Below are 23,350 nucleotides of genomic sequence, written 5' to 3' on the forward strand. Positions count from 1 at the left end.
ACTTCCTTTTGTTTAAAGCTAAATTCGATTCGACGAACGGTGGTTCATAAGCTTTCGGCAAAGGATCTGCTTTGAAAGATCTAAGTAAAAAACGCGAGCAGTCCTCATAATTTATACCGGTTTCGGTATGAAGTTAAAAGTCTTAGAGCGTTTGCTCAATATATTCTTCCCGATGCTTTGCGGGATCTGCGGTAGAGAAGATTTCTTCTCCCTGAGATTAGGTCTGTGCGGAGAATGCATTCGAAAAACGAGGAGCATTCGCCCCTTATCTAGATGCGATGTATGCTCTTCTCCTTTAAAAGAAGGATCGTGCTGTTCTTTTTGCGATTCTCGGAATGTTTTCTTTGATCGAGCGTTGAGTATTCGGCATAGAAACGATATGTTAAGCGAAGTCTTGAATCGGTTGAAGTCCAGAAAGGATTTTCCTCTTTCCATCTTTCTTGCTTCGGGTTCTCGCAAGATCTTGAGAAAACTAAGATCCTTGGAATTCGACGCCTGTGTGATCCTTCCTTCTCATAAGAAGATAAGTTGGAGTTCCGGAAAAGAAAGACCGTTTCTTGCCAGTTCCAGGCTCTGCAAGGAGGCCGAGGATATATTAGAAATTCCTTTTATACAACCTCTTCTTAAGTCCAGCCCCGAGAAACAGGCGGGTAAGAGTTTTTCAGAGAGATTCTTTCATGCGTATCGATCATGGGCAATCCACCCCGCTTGGAAGGATCGTTGTCCTGAGAGGATCCTTCTGCTAGACGATGTGTTTACGACGGGGGCCAGTGTGAACGAGGCGAGTCGGATCTTAAAGCAGAATGGAGCCAGGTCGGTGTATGTTCTGACCTATTTGCGGACAGTGGATTGAGCTTGACTCGTCTATATATTTGTTTAGTATAGTTCTTGGATGCTTCGGAAAATTCTACATGTAGACATGGATGCGTTCTATGCTTCCGTCGAGCAAAGGGACAATCCGGATTATAGGGGAAAGCCGGTCATCGTTGGAGGTCCTCCCGATTCCAGAGGAGTCGTATGTGCTGCCAGCTATGAGGCTCGCAAATTCGGTGTTCGTTCTGCAATGCCTTGTTCCCGTGCGGCCCGGCTTTGTCCTTCCGGCATCTTTGTTAGTCCTAGATTCGAAGCATATAGTAAGGTCTCTTCTAAGATCCGTACCATCTTTCTGGAATACACAGATTTAGTGGAAATGCTTTCTTTGGACGAAGCATTCTTGGATGTAACCCAGAACAAAAAGAATATCCAATACGCGAGTGTGGTCGCCAAGGAGATCCGGGAAAGGATCTGGGAAGAGACACAATTGACTGCCTCGGCGGGCGTTTCCATCAATAAGTTCTTGGCCAAGGTAGCAACGGATCAAAATAAACCGAACGGAATGACTATTGTTCGTCCGGAGCAGGTGGATGAGTTCATCGAGAATTTGGATGTGGGAGTCTTTCCTGGGATAGGAAAAGTTACATTAAAAAAAATGAATGAACTTGGTATCCATAGCGGAAAGGATCTTAAATCCAAAAGCCTGGAAATGTTGGAGAGGAATTTTGGAAAATCAGGCAGATGGTTCTATCATGTTTGCAGGGGACTGGACGATCGACCTGTGGAACCATCACGGGAAAGGAAATCCTTGGGAGCGGAGTCTACGTTTGCTAACGATCTCGTAACCAGTTCGGAACTATTAAGAGAGTTAGCAGACATCGCTGAGGAATTGGAAGGCCGTCTCCTAAAAAAACCTTTCGCGGGTAGGACCATCACTCTCAAGGTGAAATTCTCGGATTTCACCCAGAAGACCAGAAGTATCAGTGCGGACTATACATATCTAGACAAGAACGAGTTGTATCGGATCGGAAGTAAGTTGCTGGACGAATTTCTTTTGGACACCGGCAAATCCGTATTTCCGATCCGATTGCTAGGCTTAAGCCTTTCTCATCCGGAATCGAGTTCTAAAACGATCTCCAAATCGGAAGAAGAGGATCTGTTCCCTTCTCTTTTTTGAAAGATCGAGCTAACATGTTTTACTATTAGGATTTGTTTAGAGATCGATCGGTATCTATTTTACGATCCGGTTTTGTCGATTATCGAGATGCTTCGGATATTTGGTGGGCTTCAGAATCTTTCTAGGATCTCTAAGATCTCTTTTCCATACTGTTGCACTTTGGATTCTCCCATTCCTTTGATTAGGATCAAATCCTCTAAAGTCTCGGGTTTTTGAGCAGCGATCCGAACTAAAACAGGATTTTGTAATACCATGAACTTCTTCCATTTCTTTCTTCTGGCAATCCTATCTCTGAAGTTTTTCAATTCGTTCAGAAGAAGTTTGTCTCCCGTTAACGAAACTTTTTTGCGGACCGGTTCTCCTTCTTCCGTTCTGGGTTTTGGTTTTCCGAGAGAGGTCAGATAGATCTTGGGATATTTGTCTCCCTTAATGGAGAGCCTTTTGGTTTGCAGCCAATCTTCTAAGAGTTTGAGAATGGATTCTTCAGGAACATGTTGGAGAGAAGAATAGAATTTGGATCTATCTAGCCTTCTTCTCAATACATCCTTGGACTTGGAGCCTCTCAATGCGCCCGCTAAGATCTTCTTTCCGAATTTCGCGGGATATTCCGAGATCAATCCTTCTACAGATCTTTGTTCGTCCGATGTGAACGTATAGGATTCTCTTTCCTTCTTCTTTTCGGATTTGATCCTTTCTCGTTCCATATAGGCGAGTCTACCTACGGAAGAAGTCTTGGAATCCACGCACACATCGCAGGAACCGCAGGAATGGATCTCTTCTCCGAAATAGTTGCAGAGTATTCTCTGCCTGCAATCGGAAGAGCTTACGTAGGATTTCACATGGGAGAGAAGTGTTTCTCCTCCTTTGTAATTGGCTTCCTTGGAGAGAAGAAAACTTTGCACGCTTAGATCCGCGGGATAAAAGAATAAGATGCAATCCGAGGGTTTTCCATCCCGTCCTGCGCGTCCTGCCTCCTGGTAATAGCTCTCTAAGGAAGAAGGAACTTGGTAGTGTAACACCAACCTCACGTTGGGGCTATCCAATCCCATTCCAAACGCGTTAGTCGCCACAAGTACGTTCGTTTTGCCTGTACTATATCCGTCCTGCGCCTTTTCTCGACTGGAGTCCGTCCTGCCTGCGTGGTATTTTCCTACCTTGTAACCGGATTTTCTTAGAAGGTCATAGAGTTCGTCTACTTTGGCTCTGGTGGCGCAGTAGATGATGGCCTTGCCGGAGGTAGATTTTTGAAAATTACCCTTTTCTAATATACTTAGGAGAGTGGCTTCTTTGTCTCTCTCCGACTCAGGATACAAAACGGAGAATTTCAGGTTTTCTCTGGCATAGGTACCTTGCACATGAGCAGGTTCCTTTAGGCCAAGACTGTCCGAGATATCTTTCTTTACTCTGTCTGTTGCGGTTGCGGTCAACGCGACCCAAGGAGTTCCTTCAGGAAGAGAAGAACGAAGGCTATGCAGCTTTCGGTACTCCGGACGGAAGTCATGTCCCCATTGGGAAACACAATGCGCCTCATCCACCGCCACCAAGGCTATAGGGAGCTTTGGCAACAGATTAAGGAAGGAACGAGACATTGCTCTTTCAGGAGAAATATATAATATTCTAATTTTACCGGTAGCAGCTGCGGAAAGGATACGGACCTGTTCCAATTCGTCTTGGCTGGAATTGCAATAAGCAGCTTGGATCCCTCTCGCCTTCAATCCGTCCACCTGGTCCTTCATAAGAGCGATCAAGGGAGAGATCACCAGTGTGAGTTTATCTTCTCTCCAGAAGGAAGGAAGTTGGTAGATGAGCGATTTTCCTCCGCCAGTAGGAAGGATCGCTAACACATCCTTGCCGAATGCGATGGATTGGATCGCTTCCCATTGGCCTTTTCGAAAACTAGAAAAGCCGAAATGTTCGAGTAATAATTTTTTCCAATCTTCTTCTTTGGAAGAGAAGCCGTTTCTTACTTCGGAGGGCAAACTTAGATCTCTCCTTTTGGTTCCAAATTTCGGATCTTACGATACAGAAATCTGGCGGGAGATAGGGAAGAGTACAAGCTATTTTCGATCGGTAACGGTTCGCCTAAAAGAATTGCCGCCAAAATTTCACCCCCCAATAGGGAAGTCAAAACTCCCCTAGAACCCAAGCCACCGAACACGTACAGGTTCTTTTCGGGCTCTAAAAATGGGAATTCTTTCTTTTGGTTTTTGGGAAGTCCAATACCGGAATATGCTTTCTCGAAGCTTTTCGGCTCATGGATTGGACCTAAGATCGGAAATCTATCCTTGGTCTGGGAACGCAGGCCTACGAATTCCTTCTCCACCCGGATCTTAGCCCAATCGATCCCTAAGAATGTTTTCTTTGCGTATTCCAAAAGTTCCTCTCTATCCTTCTCTCTTGGGTGCGGATCCAAATAGAATTCGTCAAAGGTGGAGCCTAAGACTCTTTTGCCTTTTACATTCGGAGTGAGATATTTTTCCGCGACTCGGACCGGAGGATCTTCTGGAGTTATATTCGGATCTTCTAATACTTCTAATTGTCCTCTTACTTTGGTCAGTGAAAAAGGGATCGTTTTCCAAAGAGTAGACAATAGGGATTCAATTCCAAAGGAATTTGCGAGCACCAATGCATCTCCTTTGGCCAATGGCTGGTCGAGCGGATCGAGTAGGACCCAAGCTCCGCTCTCCTTCGATATCCGGGAGACCTTTCCTTTTTTTAGAAGTATATTAGGATGTTGGAATATACTTTCTACTAGGTCCGGTGTGTTTGTCCAGAATCCGGAAGGATAAAATACGCATTGGGAGTTCTTCGGGAAATTCTTCTCAATTTCTTCCGATCCGACTGCAAGTTCCCGCGCGATCTCTTGAGAGATAGAATGGTTTTTGATCCCGGACTCCAATCGATCCCAAGGAAGATCCTCCCCTGCAAGTTGGATGGTGCCCGAGATGGAATAAGAATCTTTATCCAGTAGATCCGGATACCGACGGAGGGAATGGCCGAGAGTTCGGAGAGTCCAAAGACTAGTAGGTGTCGGATATTTGGTCAAATGAGGATGAGAGACTGCATTCGGAATAGAGGAAGCTTTTAATTCGCTTTCCTCGTCCCAGACCTCTACTTGTATATTTCTCCATGCGAGCGCTCTTGCTGCTGCGGCTCCCGCTAATCCTCCACCTACGATCAAGACTCGTTTCGGTTTATCTGTGGCGAAGTTTCGTTGGAGAAAAGGAAGGGGATTTTTTTCCGGGAAGAGTTCTGATCCGAAACTTCCCGTTAGCATCTCTCTTTTTCTTCCGAAACCTTTTTCTTTGTTTAGAGTGAATCCTGCCTTGGTCAGGCTTTCTTTGGCAGCTCTTGCAACAGTGAATGTAGCAAGAGTCGAATTTCGATTCGCAAGTCTTCCGATCTGAATGCCTATATTCTCTTCCCAGAGTTCCGGGTTTTTAGAAGGGGCAAAGCCGTCCAAAAAGAATGCGTCGAATTTACCGGAGGTCTCTGGCAATAATTCTCTTGCATCCCCGATCCAAAGATCGAGTACCAATCTCTCTTTCTCGAATACGAAGGAATTGCATCCTGGGACGAGTAGTTTATATTTTTCTAAAAAAAGATCCAATGTTTCGGAGAGCTCCGGAAATACTTGGATGGCTCTTTGGATTTCATGGATCTCTAATGGATATAGTTCGTAGGAAACGAATCGAAGAACGGAAAGATCGGATCCTTCTCTCAATCTTTTCCATAGCTGCCAGGTGGCCAAGAAATTCAGTCCTGTCCCAAAACCTAATTCGAGAATGGAGAAATGGGAATGATTTTGGGGAATAGAAGTCCATCTTTCTTCCAATCGATTTCCGTTCAAGAATACATGCCTGGTTTCTTCTAGGCCGTTCTCAGGTGAGAAATAGATATCGTCAAATTGAGAAGAGACCGGCGTCCCGTTTTCTTTCCAGTCTATCATCCTGGATCTTCCGTTTCCGAAGAAGTGGTTTGCGCTTCTCCTTCTTTTTTGGGCAATCCTGCGGAAGGTAAATTCTTGAGAGGAGGATAAGCGGGGCCCTCGTGTTTCTCGTGAACTTCTTTAGAAAGTTGTAATTCTTTTCGGACCCCGAATCTGTAGGTGGTCATGGTCATGTAGAGAGAAGGCGCAGGCAGATTATTCGCCGTAGTCACTTGGTTCCTGATCTGCATTCCTCTTCCATCCATACTTCCCAAACTAGTGATCTCCGCAAAGAAGTAAGCGTTGTACAGGATCGTATCCGGAAAATACTGGCCTATATTATATTCGAATAATACTCTTAAGCCCTTTAGGTCTTGGACCTCGTTCTTCACGCTAGACACTCTAGTGTCGTTCTGTAGTATATCCATTCGATAGAAGGCGAGGCCGTACACCGGGCCTACGCCGAAGTGGACATTCTGCCCTTCATAATACCCGAGATATAGGGTAAAATAGATCTGATAATCTTCATAAACATATTCCATATTCCTTCCTACTTGAGAAGGAAGGGGAAATAACTGGTTCATCAAATATTCTTCGGGAGTTTTGTAATGCCTTCCATCGTCAGGATAGTTGATCAGATTGCCTCTATAAGTACGGGGAGAAGTCAGGTTAAAGGACCAGGCGAGACCGCTCAAAAAAGAAAAGAAACCTTTTAGATCCTTGGTGCCTGGGATCCTGTTTGGGACCGAACCGATGGAATAGTAAGCTCTCGTAACGTTGGAATCCCGGCTCACGATATTGCTCTCCGGATCCGAAGCTCTATCCGTAAATTTACGGACCGGGGCACCTTCTACCGTTGCAGGATGAGTGAAGAAATTCAAAGCGGTATACTCCGCTCCGGCATTGATTACGATCGTCTCGAATACCTGGCTCAAGCTCTTGCAGGAAAATGAAAAGAATACGGATACAAAAATCCAAAACGAAAACAAGATAGACGGATTTCGTCTCTTAAGACCCATCGCAGGACCAGGATGAAATCTTTGTAAATCAAACCAAGTCGATTTCTTGGGACTTGACTGCTTGGACCTAAAACCGAGGATCGTACTATTCGGTCTTTCATGTCCTTTCAAAAAGAAAAGCCTATCGTATATCCGGTTTCCGTAGCTCCCATGATGGATTGGACGGACCGGCATTTTCGTTACTTTCTCAGGCTGATCACCAGGCATTCCTTATTGTACACCGAAATGGTAACTACCGGAGCCATTTTAAGAGGAGATCAGGACAGACATCTTTTATTTTCTCCGGAAGAAGCTCCGCTTTCTCTACAGTTAGGCGGAGACAATCCGAAAGCCTTGGCAGAATGCGCGAGTATAGGAGAAGGTTACGGATACTCTGAGATCAATCTGAACGTAGGCTGTCCAAGCGACAAGGTGCAAGAAGGGAATTTCGGAGCCTGCTTGATGAAGGATCCGGACCGAGTCGCGGATTGCATCTCCGAAATGGATTCCAAAACCTCTTTGCCGATCACAGTAAAATCTAGGATAGGAGTTCGCGGAAAGGAAAGCCTAGAGGACCTCTCCGAATTCGTAAGAAAAGTAAGCCAGGCCGGAGCGAAGAGGATCACGATACATGCAAGAATTGCAATATTAGAGGGCCTTAGCCCCGCTCAGAATAGAAGCGTTCCTCCTCTGCGCTATGAGGATGTGTACGAGATCAAGAGGAGATATCCGGACCTAGTGATCGAGCTGAATGGGGGAGTGAAGACCCTAGAGGACATTGCTTCTCACCTAACAAGAGTGGATGGGGTCATGATCGGAAGAGCAGCCTATGAGAATCCTTTCTTGTTCACTAATGTGGATCGTTTATTTTTTGGATCCTCTGCAAGAGACATCACTAGAAGAGAGATCTTTCTCTCCATGCAGGAGTATCTATCCAAAAAGACGGAACAGGGGGAGAAGCCAAGCCGTATCCTCAAACATTTGTTAGGTGCCTTTCATGAGATCCGTGGAGCTCGCTCCTATCGTAGGATTCTAACGGAAAAGATGCACTCTAATCCTGGACCTACTCTTTTATTAGAGGCATTGCAGTCCATTTCCGCCGAATACTTGGATCAAAAACTGGAAACAGAGGAGCCCGCTTCCGTTATCACACTAGAATCTGTGGTTTGAGGCTAGCTTCCTCGTCTAACTAACGAACCTTTCTCTCGGAGATCCCCTTGGAAAAAATTCGGACCATTGACTGCGGATATGTAGAGCCTGGAGTGGCCTGTGCCTATCTGTTGATAGATGGGAACCGTGCTAGTTTCGTAGAGAATAATACGAATTTTGCAGTCCCTCTCTTATTAGAGGCGTTGAAGGAAGAAGGCTTAGGTCCGGACTCTGTTGATTATATCATCATCACTCATGTTCATTTGGATCACGCAGGAGGAACCGGGGAATTGCTTTCCCATTGCCCGAATGCGACTGTACTTTCTCATCCGAAGGCTTCTCCACATCTCATCGATCCGAGTAGATTGATTAAGAGCTCCATCCAAGTATATGGAGAAGAGAATTTCCATAAACTGTACGGAGATATAAAACCTGTCCCAAGCGAGAGGATCCGGAATATGAGTGACGGAGAGGAGATCTCCTGGGGAAAAAGAACACTCAAATTCATTCACACTAAGGGACACGCAAATCATCATTTTTGCATATATGATTCTCTTACGAACGGGATCTTTACAGGAGATACCTTCGGCATAGGATATACTTTATTTAGAAAGGGAAAGGATTCTCTTTTGTTTCCTTCCACGACACCCACCGATTTCGATCCGGAAGAAGCGTTACTCTCCATTGATAAGATATTGAACACCGGGGCGGATAAAGCGTACCTGACCCATTTCGGTGTTTGGGAGGATATCCAGGCAGGCGCTTCTCAAATGAAAGAAGGGATTGAGGCCATGAGGAATATTTGGACTTCTGCGGCCAAGACCGGATTCGAAGGAGAAACCCTTCTTGCATTTTGTGAAACTAGAGTTCGTTCTTATTTAGAGGACCAGATCCGGCTGCGTAAGCTTCCATTCGGAGAGAAAGAAGAGAGATTTATAGGATTCGATTCACAGATCAATGCACAAGGGATTGCCTTTAAGATAGAGAGAGCTAGAAAGTCCGCCAAGTGATCTTCATCCCTTAAGTATTTAATCTGTTTAAAGTTCCTTTGTAATTTCGAAACGTAGTCTAGTGAACCTTAGGCGAAGTTTTTCATTTGCTTTCCTTATTTAGAGTTTTTTGAATATACTTTTGCGAGCGAACCTTTTGTGCAAATTTACAGGCGTTATTTACTTCTTATCCTAATCTGCCTTTTTGCGATTTTCACATCTTGCAAGCAGGATAGCATGGAGGCGCCCAAAGTATACAAGGGCGAATTCGACATGCGTTCCCTTCATCATTGGGGAAGGATCCTTCCTTTAAAGGGAGATTGGGAATTCAATTGGGGAAATCTCTATTCTCCTGAAAAAGGATATCCTGCCACAGGACAGTATTTTCCAGTCCCTGGGATCTGGAGGGAATATTCTCCTCAGTTTACCATGCAAGGGCATGGAACCTATAGGATCTTCATTCATACTTCTCCCGAGCAAAGGCATTTAGGAGTACTGGTCCCTCGTCTTCCCGGGGTCTATTCAGTTTATTTGAATAAGAAGCTGATCTTTGCGAACGGTGTGAACGGCACGGATCGAAATAGCACTGAGTTCTTTGCTCATCCTAGCACCCAGGTGTATCCTTTGACGAGCGGATCGGAAATAGAGCTAATTGTGAACGTTTCCAACTATAAGGGAAACTTTTTAAAGGGCGGGATCCGCAACGACTTCTTGTTAGGTGATCTGGACACTCTTCGCAAAAAGGTAAAGCTAGAGGATATTTATGAGACCTCACTCATCACGATCATTTTTGCGGTCGGGCTCTATCATCTGATCTTCTTTGCATCTTATCGAAAGGACTCCGCGCCTTTGTTCTTCGCCTTCTTTTGTTTTCTGGTTTCCTTTTACACATTCGTTACTTCCGGAATGCAATATTTTCTGACTCCGGAACTTTCTCTAGATCTTAGGATACGATTCGAATACTTCTGCGAAGCCATGCTTGTTCCTTCGGTTTACCTCATTCTTAGGATCATGTATCCGAAGCAGTTTGGTCAAAAATGGATGGCCATCCTCATGTCCACCATGTTGCTATTCGTGCTTTCCATTTTCGTTCTGGATGAGGAAAATCTGATCTATGTGTATTCCTTCTTCATGCATGTCCCTCCTTTTTATAGCCTAGTGCTTATGGTCGCTCTAGGTTTCGCATGGAAGGCGAATGAAACAAGAGCAAGGACCGTTTTTCTTTCGGGGATCATTCTCGCAGTCTCCATGATGAACGATGTGATCTACGGCGTTACGGAATTCTATTTCCTTATTCCTTATAGTTTTCCGATCGCACTCGTAGGATTCATCGCATTCAATTCCTATATTATATCTTTGCGATTTACTCGCGACTTGGAAAAAGCCGAAGAATTTGTGGAATTGCAATCCAAATACAACGAACAATTGAGATTGAACGCCGAAGAGAAGGCCAAATACGCTACGTTAGTCGATCAATCCTTGGACAAAGGATTTCATTCCCTCATCAACCAATTGGAAGCCAAGGACGGATCCGATAAATCCTTAGGAAAACTGAAAGTAGAGCTCAACCAGACTCTTACCGGGGTCCGGGACATCTTGGACTTAATGCATCACCAAGGTGGAAAAGAAGAATTGGTCGAACTGGAAATGAAGCTATTCGTCCAAAAGAACCCGAATTTTACCCATTCGGAGATCCATTCCGTTTCTCAGTTCTTGCGGATCGATCAGTGTCTGCAAATACAGAGGATCTTTAAGGATGCGATCCGGATCGGTTCTTCCAGAAGTGGAGAGTCCAAGATCTTCTGGGGCAAGGAGGGAGATTCCATTCTTCTTCGTATCTTTATGTCCGGGCCAAGCCAACCTAAGGAAGATCTTCCGGATCAATTGGAAACGGATCTAAAAAACCGTGCGGAGAAGTTAGGAGCCCGGTTCTTTCTGCTCAGCGAGTCCTCAAAATTCGAGTTCGAGCTCAGAGTTCCCCCAATTCCTGTCTAAATTTCCTCCTTCTCCCAAAGGAATTCGGAAAAAGACTTGCCTCAGGGCAGAAAATCGAGATCCTTCACAGAATTAGAATCATTCTAATCTGTGGTGATAACAATGAATCCAAAACGATTATTCCCCTTAGGTTTGGTTTTCTTGGCTCTATTGGTGGCTTGCGGCCCCTCCGAGAAGACAAAACAGCTTATGGAAGATGCAAAAAGAACCTTCGGTGTTCTTCCTGCTAAGATGCCAGGTTCTGAAAAAGATACTCCCGAGCGAATTGCTTTAGGAGAGAAGCTGTACTTCGAAAAACGTCTTTCTATCAACGACTCCCAGTCTTGTAGTTCCTGCCATGGGATCCAAGGAAAGTCCGCCGGAGTGGACAATCTATCTACTTCTCCCGGTGCATTGGGCAAGAATGGGGACAGGAATTCTCCTACCTCTTTGAATGCCGGATTTCATTTCGTTCAGTTTTGGGACGGAAGAGCGGCGGATCTAAAGGCTCAGGCAAAAGGACCGATCCTCAATCCGATCGAGATGGGCATGCCTTCCGAAGTGGAAGTGGAGAAGAAGCTTTCCGCGATCCCGGAATATACGGAGGCATTTGCAAAGGCTTTCCCTGCAGACGAAAAGAAGATCTCCTATGACAATATTGCAGAAGCGATTGCTGCGTTCGAAAGAACCTTAATTACCAAGGACCGTTTCGATGAGTTCCAAGCCGGAAATTATAGAGCGCTTACCTCGGAAGAACAAAAAGGTCTGGAAACATTTATTAATACAGGATGCATCCAGTGCCACAATGGGCCTCTTTTGGGCGGAAATAGCTTCCGGAAATTGGGGCAAGTCCATCCTCACGAGAATACACAAGACAAGGGTCGGTTTGCCGTTACCAAGAATAACGCGGATCTTTTCTTCTTTAAGGTGCCTTCTCTCCGTAACGTAGCTCTGACTGGGCCTTATTTCCATGATGGAAAAGTGTCTACTTTAGAGGATGCTGTGAAAAAAATGGCCCATTTACAGCTTGGAAAAGAGCTTTCCGCAGAAGAGGTAGGTTCAATAGTATCTTTCTTGAAGGCTTTATCCGATAAAAATCGGTCTAATTGATATAGATCGTATCAACACGAACTTACAGAATTGAAACCTATTCAGGCCGGTTCCGAGAGGGATCGGTTTTTTTTTGCCCAAGTGCATTCGGTCCCTAAAAAGAAAAAGCGCGGCGACTTCTTTTGGAAATCCTCCGCGCTGGATCGAAGTAAATAGGAAGGAGCACGCGGGAAGGAGAACCTCCTCCCAAACCCTTTCGGACTTAGATCATCTTTCTAGGATCTGCTTGTACTTTCTAGAAGTTTCTCCGGTATAGATCTGTCTAGGACGTACCTTGTGAGAAGAGTCCACAGTCAATCTTTGCTCTCTCCAGTGAGCTAACCAGCCTGGAAGTTTTCCGATGGCTTGCATAGCCGTGAATAGTTCTTTAGGAATTCCTAAACTATGGAATAGGATGGCGCTATAGAACTCCAGGTTCGGATATAGGTTCTTTTCCAGATAGAAGGAGTCTTTGCTCACGTACTCGTCCACTTGTAGGGCGATCTCTGCGATCGGATCTAACTTCTTCTGCTTGTAGAAGTCTACGAAAAGTTTTTGTGCGATCGTGGAGCGTTTGCTTTTTACCTTGTATGCGTCGTGGCCAAAGCAAGTAGATTGGTAGGCAAGCTCACCCTTCTTCATTCTTTCGAAGAATTCGGGAACGCTTAGCTTGGACTTGATAATGTCCTCGATCAATTCCACAGCTGCGACCTGTCTCCCACCTTCTCTGGAACCCCAAAGAGCATTGATCGCAGAAGATACGGAAGCGAATATATTTGCTTGGGTCGAACCGATGAGTTGAACCGTCGTATTGGAAACGTTCTGTTCATGATCTGCATACAGAATCCAGAGCTGGTTCAGGATACGATCATGATCTTCCGTAGGTTGGTATTTCAAGGAAGGAAGGGAGAAGAGCATGTATAAGAAGTTCGTACAGTATGGATGGCGATCCAAAGGATACACGAAAGGCTGACCTATCATCTTTTTGTAAGAGAATGCGGAGATCGTGCGGATCTTTGCTAGAAGCCTGGCCGCTTGGTCGATCCCTCTATCCAAATACTCTTCGTACTCGTCTTGGTAATAGCTGGAGAGAGAAGAAACCATTACGGATAATACCGCAAGAGGGTGGGCCTTTCCTGGAAACCCGTCGAACAGATTGATCATGTCCTCATGGATCAAGCTATGCTTGGAAAGCTTCATGGAGAATTCTTTGAGCTGCTTCTCCGTAGGGAGCTCGCCGTAGATCAGAAGATAACTGGTTTCTACGAAGGAAGAATAGTGCACTAGCTCGGCTACGTCGTAGCCTCTATAATGCAGATCTCCTGTCATAGAATCTCTGCGGGAAATTTTACTCTGGGCATACGCCGTATTGAAGAATCCGGGATCGTACGATATAAGTCCCGTCTTATTATGTAGTTCTCTGATATCGATGCCTTTCTTGCCGTCGGTTCCGGTAATCAAGGGAAGGCGGTGGACCTGGTCCCCAACTTTCAATTCCACGAAGTCACTCATACCGTTAGGAAACCGAGGAAGGGCGGAAGAGTCAACCTTCCTTCCGAGGATCTGATGAATTTTCCCTTTCGACTGGACAAAACTCGGCTCCGAGGTTTTTCTTTCCTGCAGTTTTAGGGAATTCCTTCTTGCAGCTTCTTCCCACATTCTTACTTCATTTTTGGATCCAATTTGGGACCGCACTCTGCCTTCTTCTTGCGGCTATGGAGCTGGCAAAGAAGAGAGAGAGCGTTTTACCTGGAGGGATTTTTTTCTTAGCGGTCATTCTTGCCTTGGTAGAGAGCCGATTGGGCTTGAGTTTAGTTCCCGGGTCGGCGGAATACATCTGGGCTTGGCCGGTTTTCTTCCCTGCGGTCTGGGCAGTGGGGCCGACCCTTCTTCTTGTCTCCAGAAATATGGTACAATTTGCTCTGGATCGGGAGATCGAGATCCGAATACATTATCTTCCGGCAGCCATCCTACTTTTAGGAGAGACGGTTTCGTATCTCATTCTTCCCAGCGAGACTCTGAGAGAGTACATTCGAAATGCGATGAGCGGTTCCAAAGTGGATGTTCTGACCGGGGTCACTATTTTAGGTTCTATTCACCAGACTGTGTACTCGGTCGGGATCTGGCTTTTCTTTCGGAAGATCTCTAAGGAGACGGAGATCCCTCTTTCTTCTCTGGTGTACACCATTCTGTTCGTAGTATTTGCTACCATCCAACTCTGTTGGTTCGGGTATTTTCTGAAGAACCAGTTCCTACTCGCAGCCGGTTCTTCCTTTCAGACTTTGGGGATCGTTCTAGTCTTCTTATTCACGGCCCGCCATCCTAACTTTTTCATATCCTTAAAATCGGAGATCCGCCAGAAAAGATACGAGAAGACCCAGATCCACGGGCTCGATCTGGACGGAGTACATTCTCGCATCAAGGAATTGATCGAAGTGGATAAGATCTATAGAGAAGAAGCCCTGAAGATCCAGGATCTAGCAGAGAAACTTCTCATCTCTCCTCACCAACTTTCTAGGATCCTGAACGAGACATACGGAAAGAATTTCAACGAGTTCCTGAATTCGTATCGGGTAGAAGAGGCAAAGACATTGTTACTCGAGGACTTGGAAAGAACGGTCCTATCCATCGCCTACGATGTCGGTTTCAATACTAAGTCCACATTCAACGCCCAATTCCTGAAAATCACAGGCATGACTCCCTTAGAATGGAGAAAAAAGGGTAGCAAACTATAAGTTCGGACGATCGGTTTTCGCATATCTGTTAGGATAAAACCTTCCCCGTGATTTTGCGGGTTTGCGGAGAAGACCATGTCTGTGGAAACCTACTCGAGAGAAGAACTAGACTCCTATAAGAAAGTACAGGCACTTGCGTACGAAGCGGTAGAAGCGGTGCGTAAAGAACTCTATCCCGGGATCACTGAGAAACAGGCCGCAAAGAAGATCGACGAATACATCTTGGGGGCCGGCGGTTCTTCCTTCTTTCATTATGGTTTTGCTTGGTTTGGGGACAGGACCGCATTTCACGGATTCAAGCGTCCTCTTTCCTTGAATTATTTGAGAAAAGGAGAAGGGATCCTTCCTCATTTCGGAGGAAAATTCCAACCATCCAATCGCAGATTAGAAGAAGGAATGGCAGTTATTCTAGACGTAGCTCCTACATTCGCAGGAAGAGCGGCTGACGTGGGTTATGCGTTCTCTTATGGAGAGAATTCGGAACACGACAAGGCTCTTCTTCACTTAGAAGAATACAGAGAGTTGATCCTTCGAAGGGTCTTAGAGGAGAGGACCTTATCCGAGATCTATTTAGAAGTGGATGCTCGTATCCGTGCTTCCGGTTATGTGAACTGCCATGCGATCTATCCGCAAGGAGTTCTAGGTCACAAAGTGGGAAGACTCCCTGCGTATAATTTTCCTGGGGGAAGGATCAACGGATTCCCTTTCCAAACCTTCGCTTACTTACTTCCACAAATGATAAGAGACATGGTTCCAGGAGTCTCGGGACATTCTCCTTTCTGGAGCGAAGCTTCCGATTTCAGAGCGGAGCCTGGACTTTGGGCAGTAGAACCTCATATTGGAAAGATCTACTCCGGACCGAATGAATTCAAATCCTTCGGAGCGAAATGGGAAGAGATCCTAGTAGTTACCGAATCCACCGCGTACTGGTTGGATGAGGATCTTCCTCATGTCAATCTTTGGAAAGAGAAGAGCAAGGAAAAGAAAAAGCCGAAGAAGGCTAACTCTAGATCTTCAAAAATAAAAGTCCCAGCCTGATCAAAGAGTATATTATAAAAATTGAAAGGTTAAGAGATGAAGAGCGAGATTTTACAGGATAAGGATTTTCATTTTTATCCGGTGCGAAAACCAAAATTCGAATTCACGGAAGAGGGCACCAGTAAGCATTGGATGGACAATTCCGCATATAAGACACATGTATTGAATACATGGACTCTTTTCTTTCCGGACGGGGAAAGATTCTTTATCAGGAGCATCCAAAAATTCCTACCTTATATCAAGGATCCTAGGGTTTTACGGAACGCTAAGGCGTTCATGGGCCAGGAAGCGCAACACGCAAGCGAGCATAAGAAGACCTGGCAGATCCTGGAAAACCAAGGCTTTAAGATCAAAGCGTTCACAGATTTCGTGAATTCATTCTTTTTGAATTTTGTAGAGAGATTCTCCTCCGCTAAGATGTGTTTGGCGATCACGGCCGGAGCGGAGCATTATACTTCTCTCGTGGCTACTATCGGTCTACAGATCCGTGCATTGGATAAGGCCGAATCTGAAATGAAGCGTCTTTGGGAATGGCATGCCGCCGAAGAGATCGAGCATAAGTCCGCAGCATACGACGTGTTCTTGGATATTAGCGGGAATTATTTCAGAAGAATGATCGCGTTCTTAGGTGTTACTGTAGTTTTCTGGGCCGCTACATTCATAGGAGCGGAGATACTTCTCTGGCAAGAAGGTCTGACTTTTAAATGGAAAACTAGAAAAGACGCTTTCCGTTTTATATTCATAGACGAAAAGGTCTTCTTTCATGCGCTAGGCGCCTTCTTCCGATACTTCCGTCCCGGTTTTCATCCGGAACAAGAAGATAATCTGGAATTGAGCCGAGCGATATTCGGATCGCCTGAGCATAGATATAAGGAAATTGCATGAGCAGACTAAGCGGGAAAAACATTTTGATCACCGGAGCGAGCGGTGGTTTTGGGAAAGAATTAACCAAACAACTCTTGAAGAAGGGAGCGAATCTCATCCTCACGGATATGAAGGCTCCGGAAACCAAGCCGGAATTCTACTTGGGTGAATCCAAGCCTGTAACCGGAAAGATCTTAGGATCTTTCGCTGCCGATCTAAGCAATGAAGCTGGTTGCAATAAGGCGTTCCAAGAAGCTACTAAGATCAATCCTAATGTGGACATCTTGGTGAATAACGCAGGCCTTGCGTTCATGGGAAGATTGTTGGATGTCCCTTCCGAAAAATGGAAGTTGATCTTGGATGTGAACTTATACGCTCCGATCTATTTAAGCCGTTTGTTCCTTCCTGGTATGCTGGAAAGAAAGCACGGCCAGATCGTAAATCTATCTTCTTGCGCGGGGATCACTGCTCCGGGCGAACTTGTATATTATTCCGTTTCTAAATTCGGGATCAGAGCCCTGGGTGAGGCCTTGGATTCCGGATACAGAAAGCATGGCGTATATACGACTAACGTATATCCTTTCTTTGCAGATACGAATATCCTGAAATCGGAACAATTCGGAACGGATAAACAGAAGGTGGTCCCTTCTGCGATCCTAGACACTCCTCAGATGGTAGTGCGTGCGATCGTAAGGGGAATGGAAAAGAGAAAGATGCACGTATTCCCCGGATTCACTGCGAAGATGCTTCGGTTCCTGACCAGACTCTCTCCGGGATTCTTAAGAGGAATGGAAAGGCTAGCCCAAAGCTTTTCCTGATCACTAAAGGAGGCGAAAAATATGACTACGACCCAAGCGGAAGAAACCAAGACTAAGACGGAAAACTTCAAGGAAACCTTCGTGGCTAACGGGGATATTTCCTTGTATGTTAAATACAATCATACTGCTAAGGAAAGACCGAATCGACCTACTGTGCTTTTCGTTCACGGATATCCGGACGATCATAGGATCTGGTCCTATCAGTTGGAGTCCTTGAAAGAAGATTACAATGTGGCTGCCTTGGATCTACGAGGGACTGGTAAATCCAGTAAGCCTTCTCAACAAAAGGCGTATAACGTTAGGCGCATTTTTGAGGATTTGGTGCAGGTGATCCGTTTCATTGGGAACGACAAACCGGTGCATATCGTCGCTCACGATTGGGGCGCCCTTATTAGCTGGGCGTTTGTTGCAGATGAGCAGAAATCCGTTTGGGCAAAATCGTATACTGCAATGGGTGGACCTCATCCTATTTTGGGAAGGTCCAGTGCATTTCAATTGGCTCTTTCCGGGAATCCGATCTCTCTTTTCAAGGCTCTCTCTCAGTTGAGAAGGTCCTGGTATATTCTATATTTCCAAATTCCTTTTCTTCCGGAATGGATCTGGAGAACCTTTGCAAAATTCTTCTGGAAATTCACCATGAATATAGGAGGGGTTCCTAAGGGAGATGTTCTGAGGAATAAGACCAAGTCCGAGATCATAGACTCTTCTACTCATACGATCAATTTGTACAGAGAATTGCTGAGAGGAGAGAAGTATCCGGAGCCGAAACATATCAAGCCTCCTGTACAAGTTCTGATCCCTCTAAAAGATTTTGCGATCCGACCGGAGTTATATAAATTGCATGAAAGGATCTGCGATTCATATAAAGAGTATTCTTATGATAGCAATCACTGGATCCAAAGGACCATGCCGGATACGGTGAGCGAAAGGATCAGAGAATTCGTTTGGGAAATCGGCTGATTTTTTAAGAATTAGGAAACCGATCCGGACAAAGCAGGTCTTACTCGCATGTCCGCGATCAAGTTAAGACTGATCCAGATTTTAGAATTTGTCAGTGTGAAGACGAAAGGGCTTATATTCCTAGCCCTTCCGTTCTTTGCCTTAGTTTTGGTCGCAGAACAATCCAATCATCCTTCTCCCAAAGAGCTCCAAAGATTTTTTGCGGAGAAATGGGATCTCGAAATTAGCTCCTCAGATAACGAAGAACTTTTCAGGGGAGTGTATTATTGGTATGGGACCCCTCATAAGGATAACGGAAAAGACGAGTCGGGGATAGACTGCTCCACTTTGACTTCCAAGTTATTGCAGAAAGCTTACTCTAAGAATGTCTCCGGTTCTTCGGAGAGCATCGCCAAGCAAACGAAGAAGATCTCAGAATCCAATCTACAGGAAGGGGATCTTGTTTTCTTCAATATCTATGGGGAGAAGATCAGCCACGTGGGGATCTATCTCAAGGATAGAAAATTCGTGCATGCTTCAGTGGTCAGGGGCGTTACCGTTAACTCCCTGGACGAGCCGTACTATAAGACCCGCTTCGCGTCAGCCGGCAGATTATAAGACTTCTTAAAGATTGACATTCTTCTCTATCGTCCCGAAATGATCGGAGATGAAATCGAGGGCCTCTTGAACACCAATGCTCCAGATCTGAGAGAATGGGATAAATGAAGCATCTTGAAATGTTTTCCAATCGTTTGGCTCGAATGAGCAAGCATTGGAAAAAATGGGCGAGAAGAAGAGGGATCACCTGCTTTCGCATCTATGATAGGGACATTCCCCAGGTCCCGATTTCCATAGATCTATACGAGGACTATTGCCAGGTCTCCGAATACCTAAACTCTTATCCATTATCCGAAGAGGAAAGAGAAGAAGAAAGAGTCGCGGTCCGAAATTCCATATTAGAAATACTGCAACTTCCCCCAGAAAAGCTATTTTGGAAGAGAAGAGAGCCTAAGAAAGGAAATCAACAATACGAAAAGCTGGGCAGCGAAGAGTTCTTTATTCAGGTAAAAGAAGGCGGGCTGACTTTCCAGGTGAATCTGAGCGACTACTTGGATACAGGTCTTTTTCTGGATCATAGGACCACGAGGGATCTTTTCAGAAAGGAAGCCGCTGGAAAGAAGGTCTTAAATCTATATTCGTATACAGGTTCCTTCTCCGTATATGCCGCCTCAGGTGGCGCCAAAAAGGTAACAAGCGTAGATCTTTCCCAGAAATATTTGGATTGGTCCGAGGAGAATTTTCGATTGAACGGATTCGATCCGGATGACCATGAATTCCTGAGAGAAGATATAGGGGAATGGCTCAAGAGAGAAAGGACCAATCCGGATCGGACCAAATACGATCTGATTATGGTGGATCCTCCTACATTCTCGAATAGCAAGAAGATGAGAGATATTTTCGATGTGCAGAGAGATTATCCTTTCTTGCTCAATTCCATCTTTAAGGATTTTTCGGAACCTGGGGCCGTCTTATTCTTTTCTACTAATTTCAGGAAATTTAAAATAGATCCGGCCGAATTACTCTGGGAAGATATAATAGATCTTACCAAGCAAACTCATCCAGAAGATTTTAGGAGCGAGAAGATCCGTTCCGTCTGGAAGATGAGGAAATAGAGATCGTTCTCTAAGAGTTCCCACAGAAAGCCTCGGCGAAAATAAGGATTGCGGGGATTCAGAATTTGTGTTAGGCAGGGAAGTACACCACCGCACCGGCCCCCACCCAATGAGGGTGGGGATCACGTTCCCCACGAATTCCAAACGGAATCTGCATTCCAAAACTTCCTTGCTGTTAGAAATTTTGCTTCGACTATCTCAGAACCCTGCGGGTTTTTTGCTTCCTAAGGGGCGCAAAAAAGGGTGGGGATCAACCTCAGGTCACCGAAGTCTTGGCTAAAAACTTGGCGAAGAAACGTGGGAAATAGTGTCTGAGAAATAATCCGAATTTTTCCTTTCCACCGGCAATGATCACACTCAGATCTTCCGCGGCGATCGCATCCAAGATCTTACGAGCGCATTCGTCCGGATCTATACCGTTCTCGATCACTTTGTCCATCTTCTTCTGAGGAGTTCCATCTCCTTTCAGAGCGTTATTGGAAATGTTCGTGCGAACGAAGCCAGGATACACTAAGGTAACCTTAATGTTTTCCTTATGGTTCTCGGCACGCAATGCTTCGAAGAAACCGGTAAGAGCGAATTTTGTAGAAGAGTATCCGGTCCTTAACGGAACTCCGATTAGTCCTGCTACGCTGGCGATGGAGGAGATCCAACCCTTCTTCTGTTTTCTCATATAAGGAAGAACTGCTAATGTAAGCGCTATATTCCCGAAATAGTTCACCTTCATTAGAGTTTCATAAGTTTCTAATGAAGTTTCATGCGCAAGAGACCTTTGGCTGATCCCGCCGTTATTGATCAGTACATCTATCGTCCCGAACTTCTTGATGACTTGGGCCGGGACCTTTCCTAATTTCTTATAATCTTGTAGGTCCAAGGGAAGGATCATGCTGTTTGAATCGGTTAGACCGTAGTCTTTTCTGACACGCTTTAATTCCTTTTCCCTTCTGGAAGAAAGCACCAATTTAGCTCCTCTTCTTGCCGCTTCCTTGACCAAACATTCTCCTATTCCGGAAGAAGCTCCAGTGATCCAAACTACTTTGTCTTTAAAAAAATCTGTCATGTCAGTCTCCAATATCGGAATCGAATCATGTTGCCCAGGCTTACTGGTTTAGGAGCCAAGGGATCAAGCCCAAGATAAAAACTCCCTCGCCCAAGATCCTATATTTGGAGGAATCTTGGAAGTTATCCGCGTAACGTAATATCCAGCCCGGGACTGCGCAAAGTAAGGCGACCACCAGTGCAGAGGCGGCCGATCCTCCCGGCGCAAGTTTTCGCATTCCGGCGGCCAATACTATTGCGACCAAGAATCCGAGCAAGGACAATCGCAATACCCATTCCTTCGCAAGCTTGGGAGAAAGTGCTCCGAGCAAGTAGACTTGACCTTCTTTTGCGTCTAAGTCTGCTTCCATAAGTGAGTTCATGATCAGGTTCAATATGGTCCCTAAGAAGAATAGTAGAAGTAGAACGGGCACGATCCAAGAGCGAAACCCTACGATCAAAAGAGGACCGAACCAAACTCCTAGAGTATAGATGAGTGCTACGGAGAATTCTTTTCCGAAGCGGACCCTTCCCCAGCGGGCCAAACCTAGATGCAAGAATGCTAACGCGGATAAGATGACTCCTCCGAGTAGAACGATCTCTCTTAAGAGCAAGAAGGCCAAGACCAAACAAAGGACGCCCGCAATCCCGCAGAGAATGCTTAGTATCCTAAAATGATCATAGTGAAATTTGTGACGAGGATTCACAGAGTTTGCTCCCACCTTTCTTCCATCCAGGAGATGATCCAAGGTATAGATCACCCAAACACTTAAAGGAAGAAGAAGCCACCATGCTGTCTTCATATGAGCGCCTGTTACCGAGACGGCCAAGGCTCCTGAGCCAAGCACTCCTAAGCAAATATCCAGACTGAGAACATGGATATAGAACCAAACCCTGTTTTCGAAGAAATGGAGCATACGTTTACTTTACGACAAAATAGGAGGAATAGATTAGCTTTCCTTCGCTCTTATTTTGTACGTCTCCGGAGATACGATACCGATTCCCTCCGATCTGAATCTTGAGTGCAAGGATTTTATGAAGAAGGAACGGATTTGCTGGGAGTCTTTTATATCTCGAATGGATATCTGGACCGCCAAATCTATATTAAACGGTCCTAGGGATCTGTAGACGAGTTTCGACTGGGATCCGAATTCATTCTTAGGATAGAGTTGTTCGGCAGCCTGTCTTGCAGAATCTAAGATTGCTTTTTCTAATTGGGAAGTTTCCGTTTCCGCATCCACACTGAATTCTATCACTGTCCAGAGGCCTTCATTCGGAAGACTGAAATTCGTGTATGTTGTCTTGGACATCTTCGCATTCGGAATGATGATCGTGCTTCCATTTCCTTTCTTGAGGGAAGTAGTTCTCCAGTTGATATCTTCCACCAAACCTTCTTCGCCGGTCTCTAAGGAAATATAATCTCCGACAGAGACTTTCTTTCCTAATAGAACTCCTAAACCAGCGAATAGATTAGATAATGTTTCCTGTAATCCGAGTGCGAATGCTAAGCCTCCTACTCCTAACGCGGTCAATGCGGGAGTAACCGAGATGCCTAAGGTTTGGAGAGCGACCAATCCTCCCGTAGCAAAGATCAACATCCGCACTATATTATTTAAAATGGAAGCCGAAGGAAGAAGTCCTTCTGTCTTTGTGGAATAGAGTGTGAATGCTCCGGATCCCACTCTCGCTAGGGAAACAGTAAAGATCAAGATGGTAAATACTTTCAGATAGAGAGAATAGGTTCCTCTGGTTTCCGGTTCTAATCGGATTATTTTGAGAGCTGTATAGAGACCTAATAATAGAAATGAGAACCTAACGAAAGAAAGAAGAGCCAGATACAGAGGATGTTCCGTGTCCAGAGTGTCGTTCGTTAAAGATTTGGCAAGACGAGGAACGATGAAACCGCCGAAGAGATAGCCCAGCAATATTCCGGAAATTACGGAAGCTAGTCCTAGTATCCAATGGGATTCCAAGATCAATTTGAGTTCGCTCATGGACTCCATATTAAGATTTAGGAATTCGATGAAAAGAAAAAATGATGCGACCGGAATTATGTGTCAAACTCGGGGCAAGATCCGAAAAAGAACTCCTCACGTCGTTCGACGAAAAATGGATTTTGTAATGACAA

20 protein-coding genes and 1 pseudogene are annotated in these 23,350 nt (G+C 45.2%); 14 read left to right on the plus strand and 7 right to left on the minus strand.

Translation table 11 applies throughout. The features are described 5' to 3' along the window. Positions 1–127: 127 nt before the first annotated feature. The 3 genes and pseudogenes from EHO57_RS19035 to dinB all read left to right on the plus strand — a co-directional run. Positions 128–313: pseudogene (locus EHO57_RS19035) on the plus strand (double zinc ribbon domain-containing protein); the annotation flags it as partial. A gap of 66 nt (positions 314–379) precedes the next feature. Beyond that, a complete protein-coding gene (locus tag EHO57_RS14755; RefSeq protein ID WP_246050749.1) occupies positions 380–853 on the plus strand; it encodes a ComF family protein in 474 nt (157 codons plus the stop codon). A 39-nt stretch (positions 854–892) separates the two neighbouring features. Continuing rightward, on the plus strand, positions 893–1,990 hold the full coding sequence (gene dinB, locus EHO57_RS14760; protein WP_135645961.1) for a DNA polymerase IV: 1,098 nt from the start codon (positions 893–895) through the stop codon (positions 1,988–1,990). A 110-nt stretch (positions 1,991–2,100) separates the two neighbouring features. Here dinB and EHO57_RS14765 read toward each other — a convergent pair whose 3' ends face one another. The 3 genes from EHO57_RS14765 to EHO57_RS14775 are packed head-to-tail and all read right to left on the minus strand — an operon-like array spanning position 2,101 to position 6,853. After that, positions 2,101–3,969 carry a RecQ family ATP-dependent DNA helicase gene (locus tag EHO57_RS14765; protein WP_135645960.1) on the minus strand — a complete coding sequence of 623 codons (1,869 nt, stop codon included), beginning with the start codon at positions 3,967–3,969 and terminating at the stop codon, positions 2,101–2,103. Positions 3,970–3,971: 2 nt separating this feature from the next. After that, a complete protein-coding gene (gene mnmC1 / locus EHO57_RS14770) occupies positions 3,972–5,939 on the minus strand; it encodes an FAD-dependent 5-carboxymethylaminomethyl-2-thiouridine(34) oxidoreductase MnmC1 (protein WP_135645959.1) in 1,968 nt (655 codons plus the stop codon). Continuing rightward, positions 5,936–6,853, minus strand: a complete 918-nt coding sequence (locus tag EHO57_RS14775) for an LIC10647 family lipoprotein (RefSeq protein WP_246050712.1) — start codon at positions 6,851–6,853, stop codon at positions 5,936–5,938. Before EHO57_RS14775 ends, mnmC1 begins: the two co-directional genes overlap by 4 nt. 183 nt (positions 6,854–7,036) lie before the next feature. Here EHO57_RS14775 and dusA point away from each other — a divergent pair, with 183 nt between their 5' ends. From dusA to EHO57_RS14795, 4 genes are all read left to right on the plus strand, one after another. Continuing rightward, on the plus strand, positions 7,037–8,086 hold the full coding sequence (gene dusA / locus EHO57_RS14780; RefSeq protein ID WP_135645958.1) for a tRNA dihydrouridine(20/20a) synthase DusA: 1,050 nt from the start codon (positions 7,037–7,039) through the stop codon (positions 8,084–8,086). A gap of 47 nt (positions 8,087–8,133) precedes the next feature. After that, positions 8,134–9,075 (plus strand): MBL fold metallo-hydrolase, encoded by a 942-nt coding sequence (locus EHO57_RS14785; RefSeq protein ID WP_135645957.1) that lies wholly within the window; start codon positions 8,134–8,136, stop codon positions 9,073–9,075. A 252-nt stretch (positions 9,076–9,327) separates the two neighbouring features. After that, a complete protein-coding gene (locus tag EHO57_RS14790) occupies positions 9,328–11,049 on the plus strand; it encodes a 7TM-DISM domain-containing protein (protein WP_135646077.1) in 1,722 nt (573 codons plus the stop codon). Between the two features lie 102 nt (positions 11,050–11,151). Then, entirely contained in the window at positions 11,152–12,138 is a 987-nt protein-coding gene (locus EHO57_RS14795; RefSeq protein ID WP_135645956.1) for a cytochrome-c peroxidase, read from the plus strand. Positions 12,139–12,345: 207 nt separating this feature from the next. Here EHO57_RS14795 and EHO57_RS14800 read toward each other — a convergent pair whose 3' ends face one another. Then, entirely contained in the window at positions 12,346–13,629 is a 1,284-nt protein-coding gene (locus EHO57_RS14800; protein ID WP_167882289.1) for a citrate/2-methylcitrate synthase, read from the minus strand. A 128-nt stretch (positions 13,630–13,757) separates the two neighbouring features. On the opposite strand from EHO57_RS14800, the gene EHO57_RS14805 reads away from it, so the two are divergent. The 7 genes from EHO57_RS14805 to EHO57_RS14835 all read left to right on the plus strand — a co-directional run bounded on the left by EHO57_RS14805 (position 13,758) and on the right by EHO57_RS14835 (position 20,184). After that, entirely contained in the window at positions 13,758–14,852 is a 1,095-nt protein-coding gene (locus tag EHO57_RS14805) for an AraC family transcriptional regulator (protein ID WP_135645955.1), read from the plus strand. A gap of 75 nt (positions 14,853–14,927) precedes the next feature. After that, positions 14,928–15,890, plus strand: a complete 963-nt coding sequence (locus tag EHO57_RS14810; RefSeq protein WP_135645954.1) for a M24 family metallopeptidase — start codon at positions 14,928–14,930, stop codon at positions 15,888–15,890. A gap of 36 nt (positions 15,891–15,926) precedes the next feature. Next, positions 15,927–16,775: a metal-dependent hydrolase gene (locus EHO57_RS14815; RefSeq protein WP_135645953.1), complete on the plus strand. Its 849-nt coding sequence runs from the start codon at positions 15,927–15,929 to the stop codon at positions 16,773–16,775. Further along, entirely contained in the window at positions 16,772–17,572 is an 801-nt protein-coding gene (locus EHO57_RS14820) for an SDR family NAD(P)-dependent oxidoreductase (RefSeq protein ID WP_135645952.1), read from the plus strand. The genes EHO57_RS14815 and EHO57_RS14820 overlap by 4 nt, the downstream gene beginning before the upstream one ends. A 21-nt stretch (positions 17,573–17,593) precedes the next feature. Beyond that, on the plus strand, positions 17,594–18,532 hold the full coding sequence (locus tag EHO57_RS14825) for an alpha/beta fold hydrolase (protein WP_135645951.1): 939 nt from the start codon (positions 17,594–17,596) through the stop codon (positions 18,530–18,532). 48 nt (positions 18,533–18,580) lie between these two features. Then, on the plus strand, positions 18,581–19,129 hold the full coding sequence (locus tag EHO57_RS14830) for a C40 family peptidase (protein WP_135645950.1): 549 nt from the start codon (positions 18,581–18,583) through the stop codon (positions 19,127–19,129). Positions 19,130–19,233: 104 nt separating this feature from the next. Beyond that, entirely contained in the window at positions 19,234–20,184 is a 951-nt protein-coding gene (locus EHO57_RS14835) for a class I SAM-dependent methyltransferase (RefSeq protein WP_135645949.1), read from the plus strand. A 256-nt stretch (positions 20,185–20,440) separates the two neighbouring features. Here the strand turns inward: EHO57_RS14835 and EHO57_RS14840 are convergent, their stop codons facing one another. The 3 genes from EHO57_RS14840 to EHO57_RS14850 are packed head-to-tail and all read right to left on the minus strand — an operon-like array spanning position 20,441 to position 23,216. Next, on the minus strand, positions 20,441–21,244 hold the full coding sequence (locus tag EHO57_RS14840; RefSeq protein ID WP_135645948.1) for an SDR family oxidoreductase: 804 nt from the start codon (positions 21,242–21,244) through the stop codon (positions 20,441–20,443). A gap of 40 nt (positions 21,245–21,284) precedes the next feature. Next, positions 21,285–22,139 (minus strand): LA_0991 family prenyltransferase-like protein, encoded by an 855-nt coding sequence (locus EHO57_RS14845; protein ID WP_135645947.1) that lies wholly within the window; start codon positions 22,137–22,139, stop codon positions 21,285–21,287. Between the two features lie 33 nt (positions 22,140–22,172). After that, positions 22,173–23,216 (minus strand): mechanosensitive ion channel family protein, encoded by a 1,044-nt coding sequence (locus tag EHO57_RS14850; RefSeq protein ID WP_135645946.1) that lies wholly within the window; start codon positions 23,214–23,216, stop codon positions 22,173–22,175. Positions 23,217–23,350: the final 134 nt, after the last annotated feature.

The sequence above is a fragment of the Leptospira langatensis genome (genome assembly GCF_004770615.1).
GTDB classification, from domain to species: domain Bacteria; phylum Spirochaetota; class Leptospiria; order Leptospirales; family Leptospiraceae; genus Leptospira_B; species Leptospira_B langatensis.

What these genes read in the sequence shown, in the direction of transcription:
- EHO57_RS14755 (WP_246050749.1), top strand. Translation starts at nt 380, where the DNA reads ATGTTAAGCGAAGTCTTGAATCGGTTGAAGTCCAGAAAGGATTTTCCT.
- dinB (WP_135645961.1), top strand. Translation starts at nt 893, where the DNA reads ATGCTTCGGAAAATTCTACATGTAGACATGGATGCGTTCTATGCTTCC.
- mnmC1 (WP_135645959.1), bottom strand. Translation starts at nt 5,939, where the DNA reads ATGATAGACTGGAAAGAAAACGGGACGCCGGTCTCTTCTCAATTTGAC.
- dusA (WP_135645958.1), top strand. Translation starts at nt 7,037, where the DNA reads ATGTCCTTTCAAAAAGAAAAGCCTATCGTATATCCGGTTTCCGTAGCT.
- EHO57_RS14790 (WP_135646077.1), top strand. Translation starts at nt 9,328, where the DNA reads ATGCGTTCCCTTCATCATTGGGGAAGGATCCTTCCTTTAAAGGGAGAT.
- EHO57_RS14795 (WP_135645956.1), top strand. Translation starts at nt 11,152, where the DNA reads ATGAATCCAAAACGATTATTCCCCTTAGGTTTGGTTTTCTTGGCTCTA.
- EHO57_RS14800 (WP_167882289.1), bottom strand. Translation starts at nt 13,629, where the DNA reads ATGAGTGACTTCGTGGAATTGAAAGTTGGGGACCAGGTCCACCGCCTT.
- EHO57_RS14810 (WP_135645954.1), top strand. Translation starts at nt 14,928, where the DNA reads ATGTCTGTGGAAACCTACTCGAGAGAAGAACTAGACTCCTATAAGAAA.
- EHO57_RS14815 (WP_135645953.1), top strand. Translation starts at nt 15,927, where the DNA reads ATGAAGAGCGAGATTTTACAGGATAAGGATTTTCATTTTTATCCGGTG.
- EHO57_RS14820 (WP_135645952.1), top strand. Translation starts at nt 16,772, where the DNA reads ATGAGCAGACTAAGCGGGAAAAACATTTTGATCACCGGAGCGAGCGGT.
- EHO57_RS14825 (WP_135645951.1), top strand. Translation starts at nt 17,594, where the DNA reads ATGACTACGACCCAAGCGGAAGAAACCAAGACTAAGACGGAAAACTTC.
- EHO57_RS14830 (WP_135645950.1), top strand. Translation starts at nt 18,581, where the DNA reads ATGTCCGCGATCAAGTTAAGACTGATCCAGATTTTAGAATTTGTCAGT.
- EHO57_RS14835 (WP_135645949.1), top strand. Translation starts at nt 19,234, where the DNA reads ATGAAGCATCTTGAAATGTTTTCCAATCGTTTGGCTCGAATGAGCAAG.
- EHO57_RS14840 (WP_135645948.1), bottom strand. Translation starts at nt 21,244, where the DNA reads ATGACAGATTTTTTTAAAGACAAAGTAGTTTGGATCACTGGAGCTTCT.
- EHO57_RS14845 (WP_135645947.1), bottom strand. Translation starts at nt 22,139, where the DNA reads ATGCTCCATTTCTTCGAAAACAGGGTTTGGTTCTATATCCATGTTCTC.
- EHO57_RS14850 (WP_135645946.1), bottom strand. Translation starts at nt 23,216, where the DNA reads ATGAGCGAACTCAAATTGATCTTGGAATCCCATTGGATACTAGGACTA.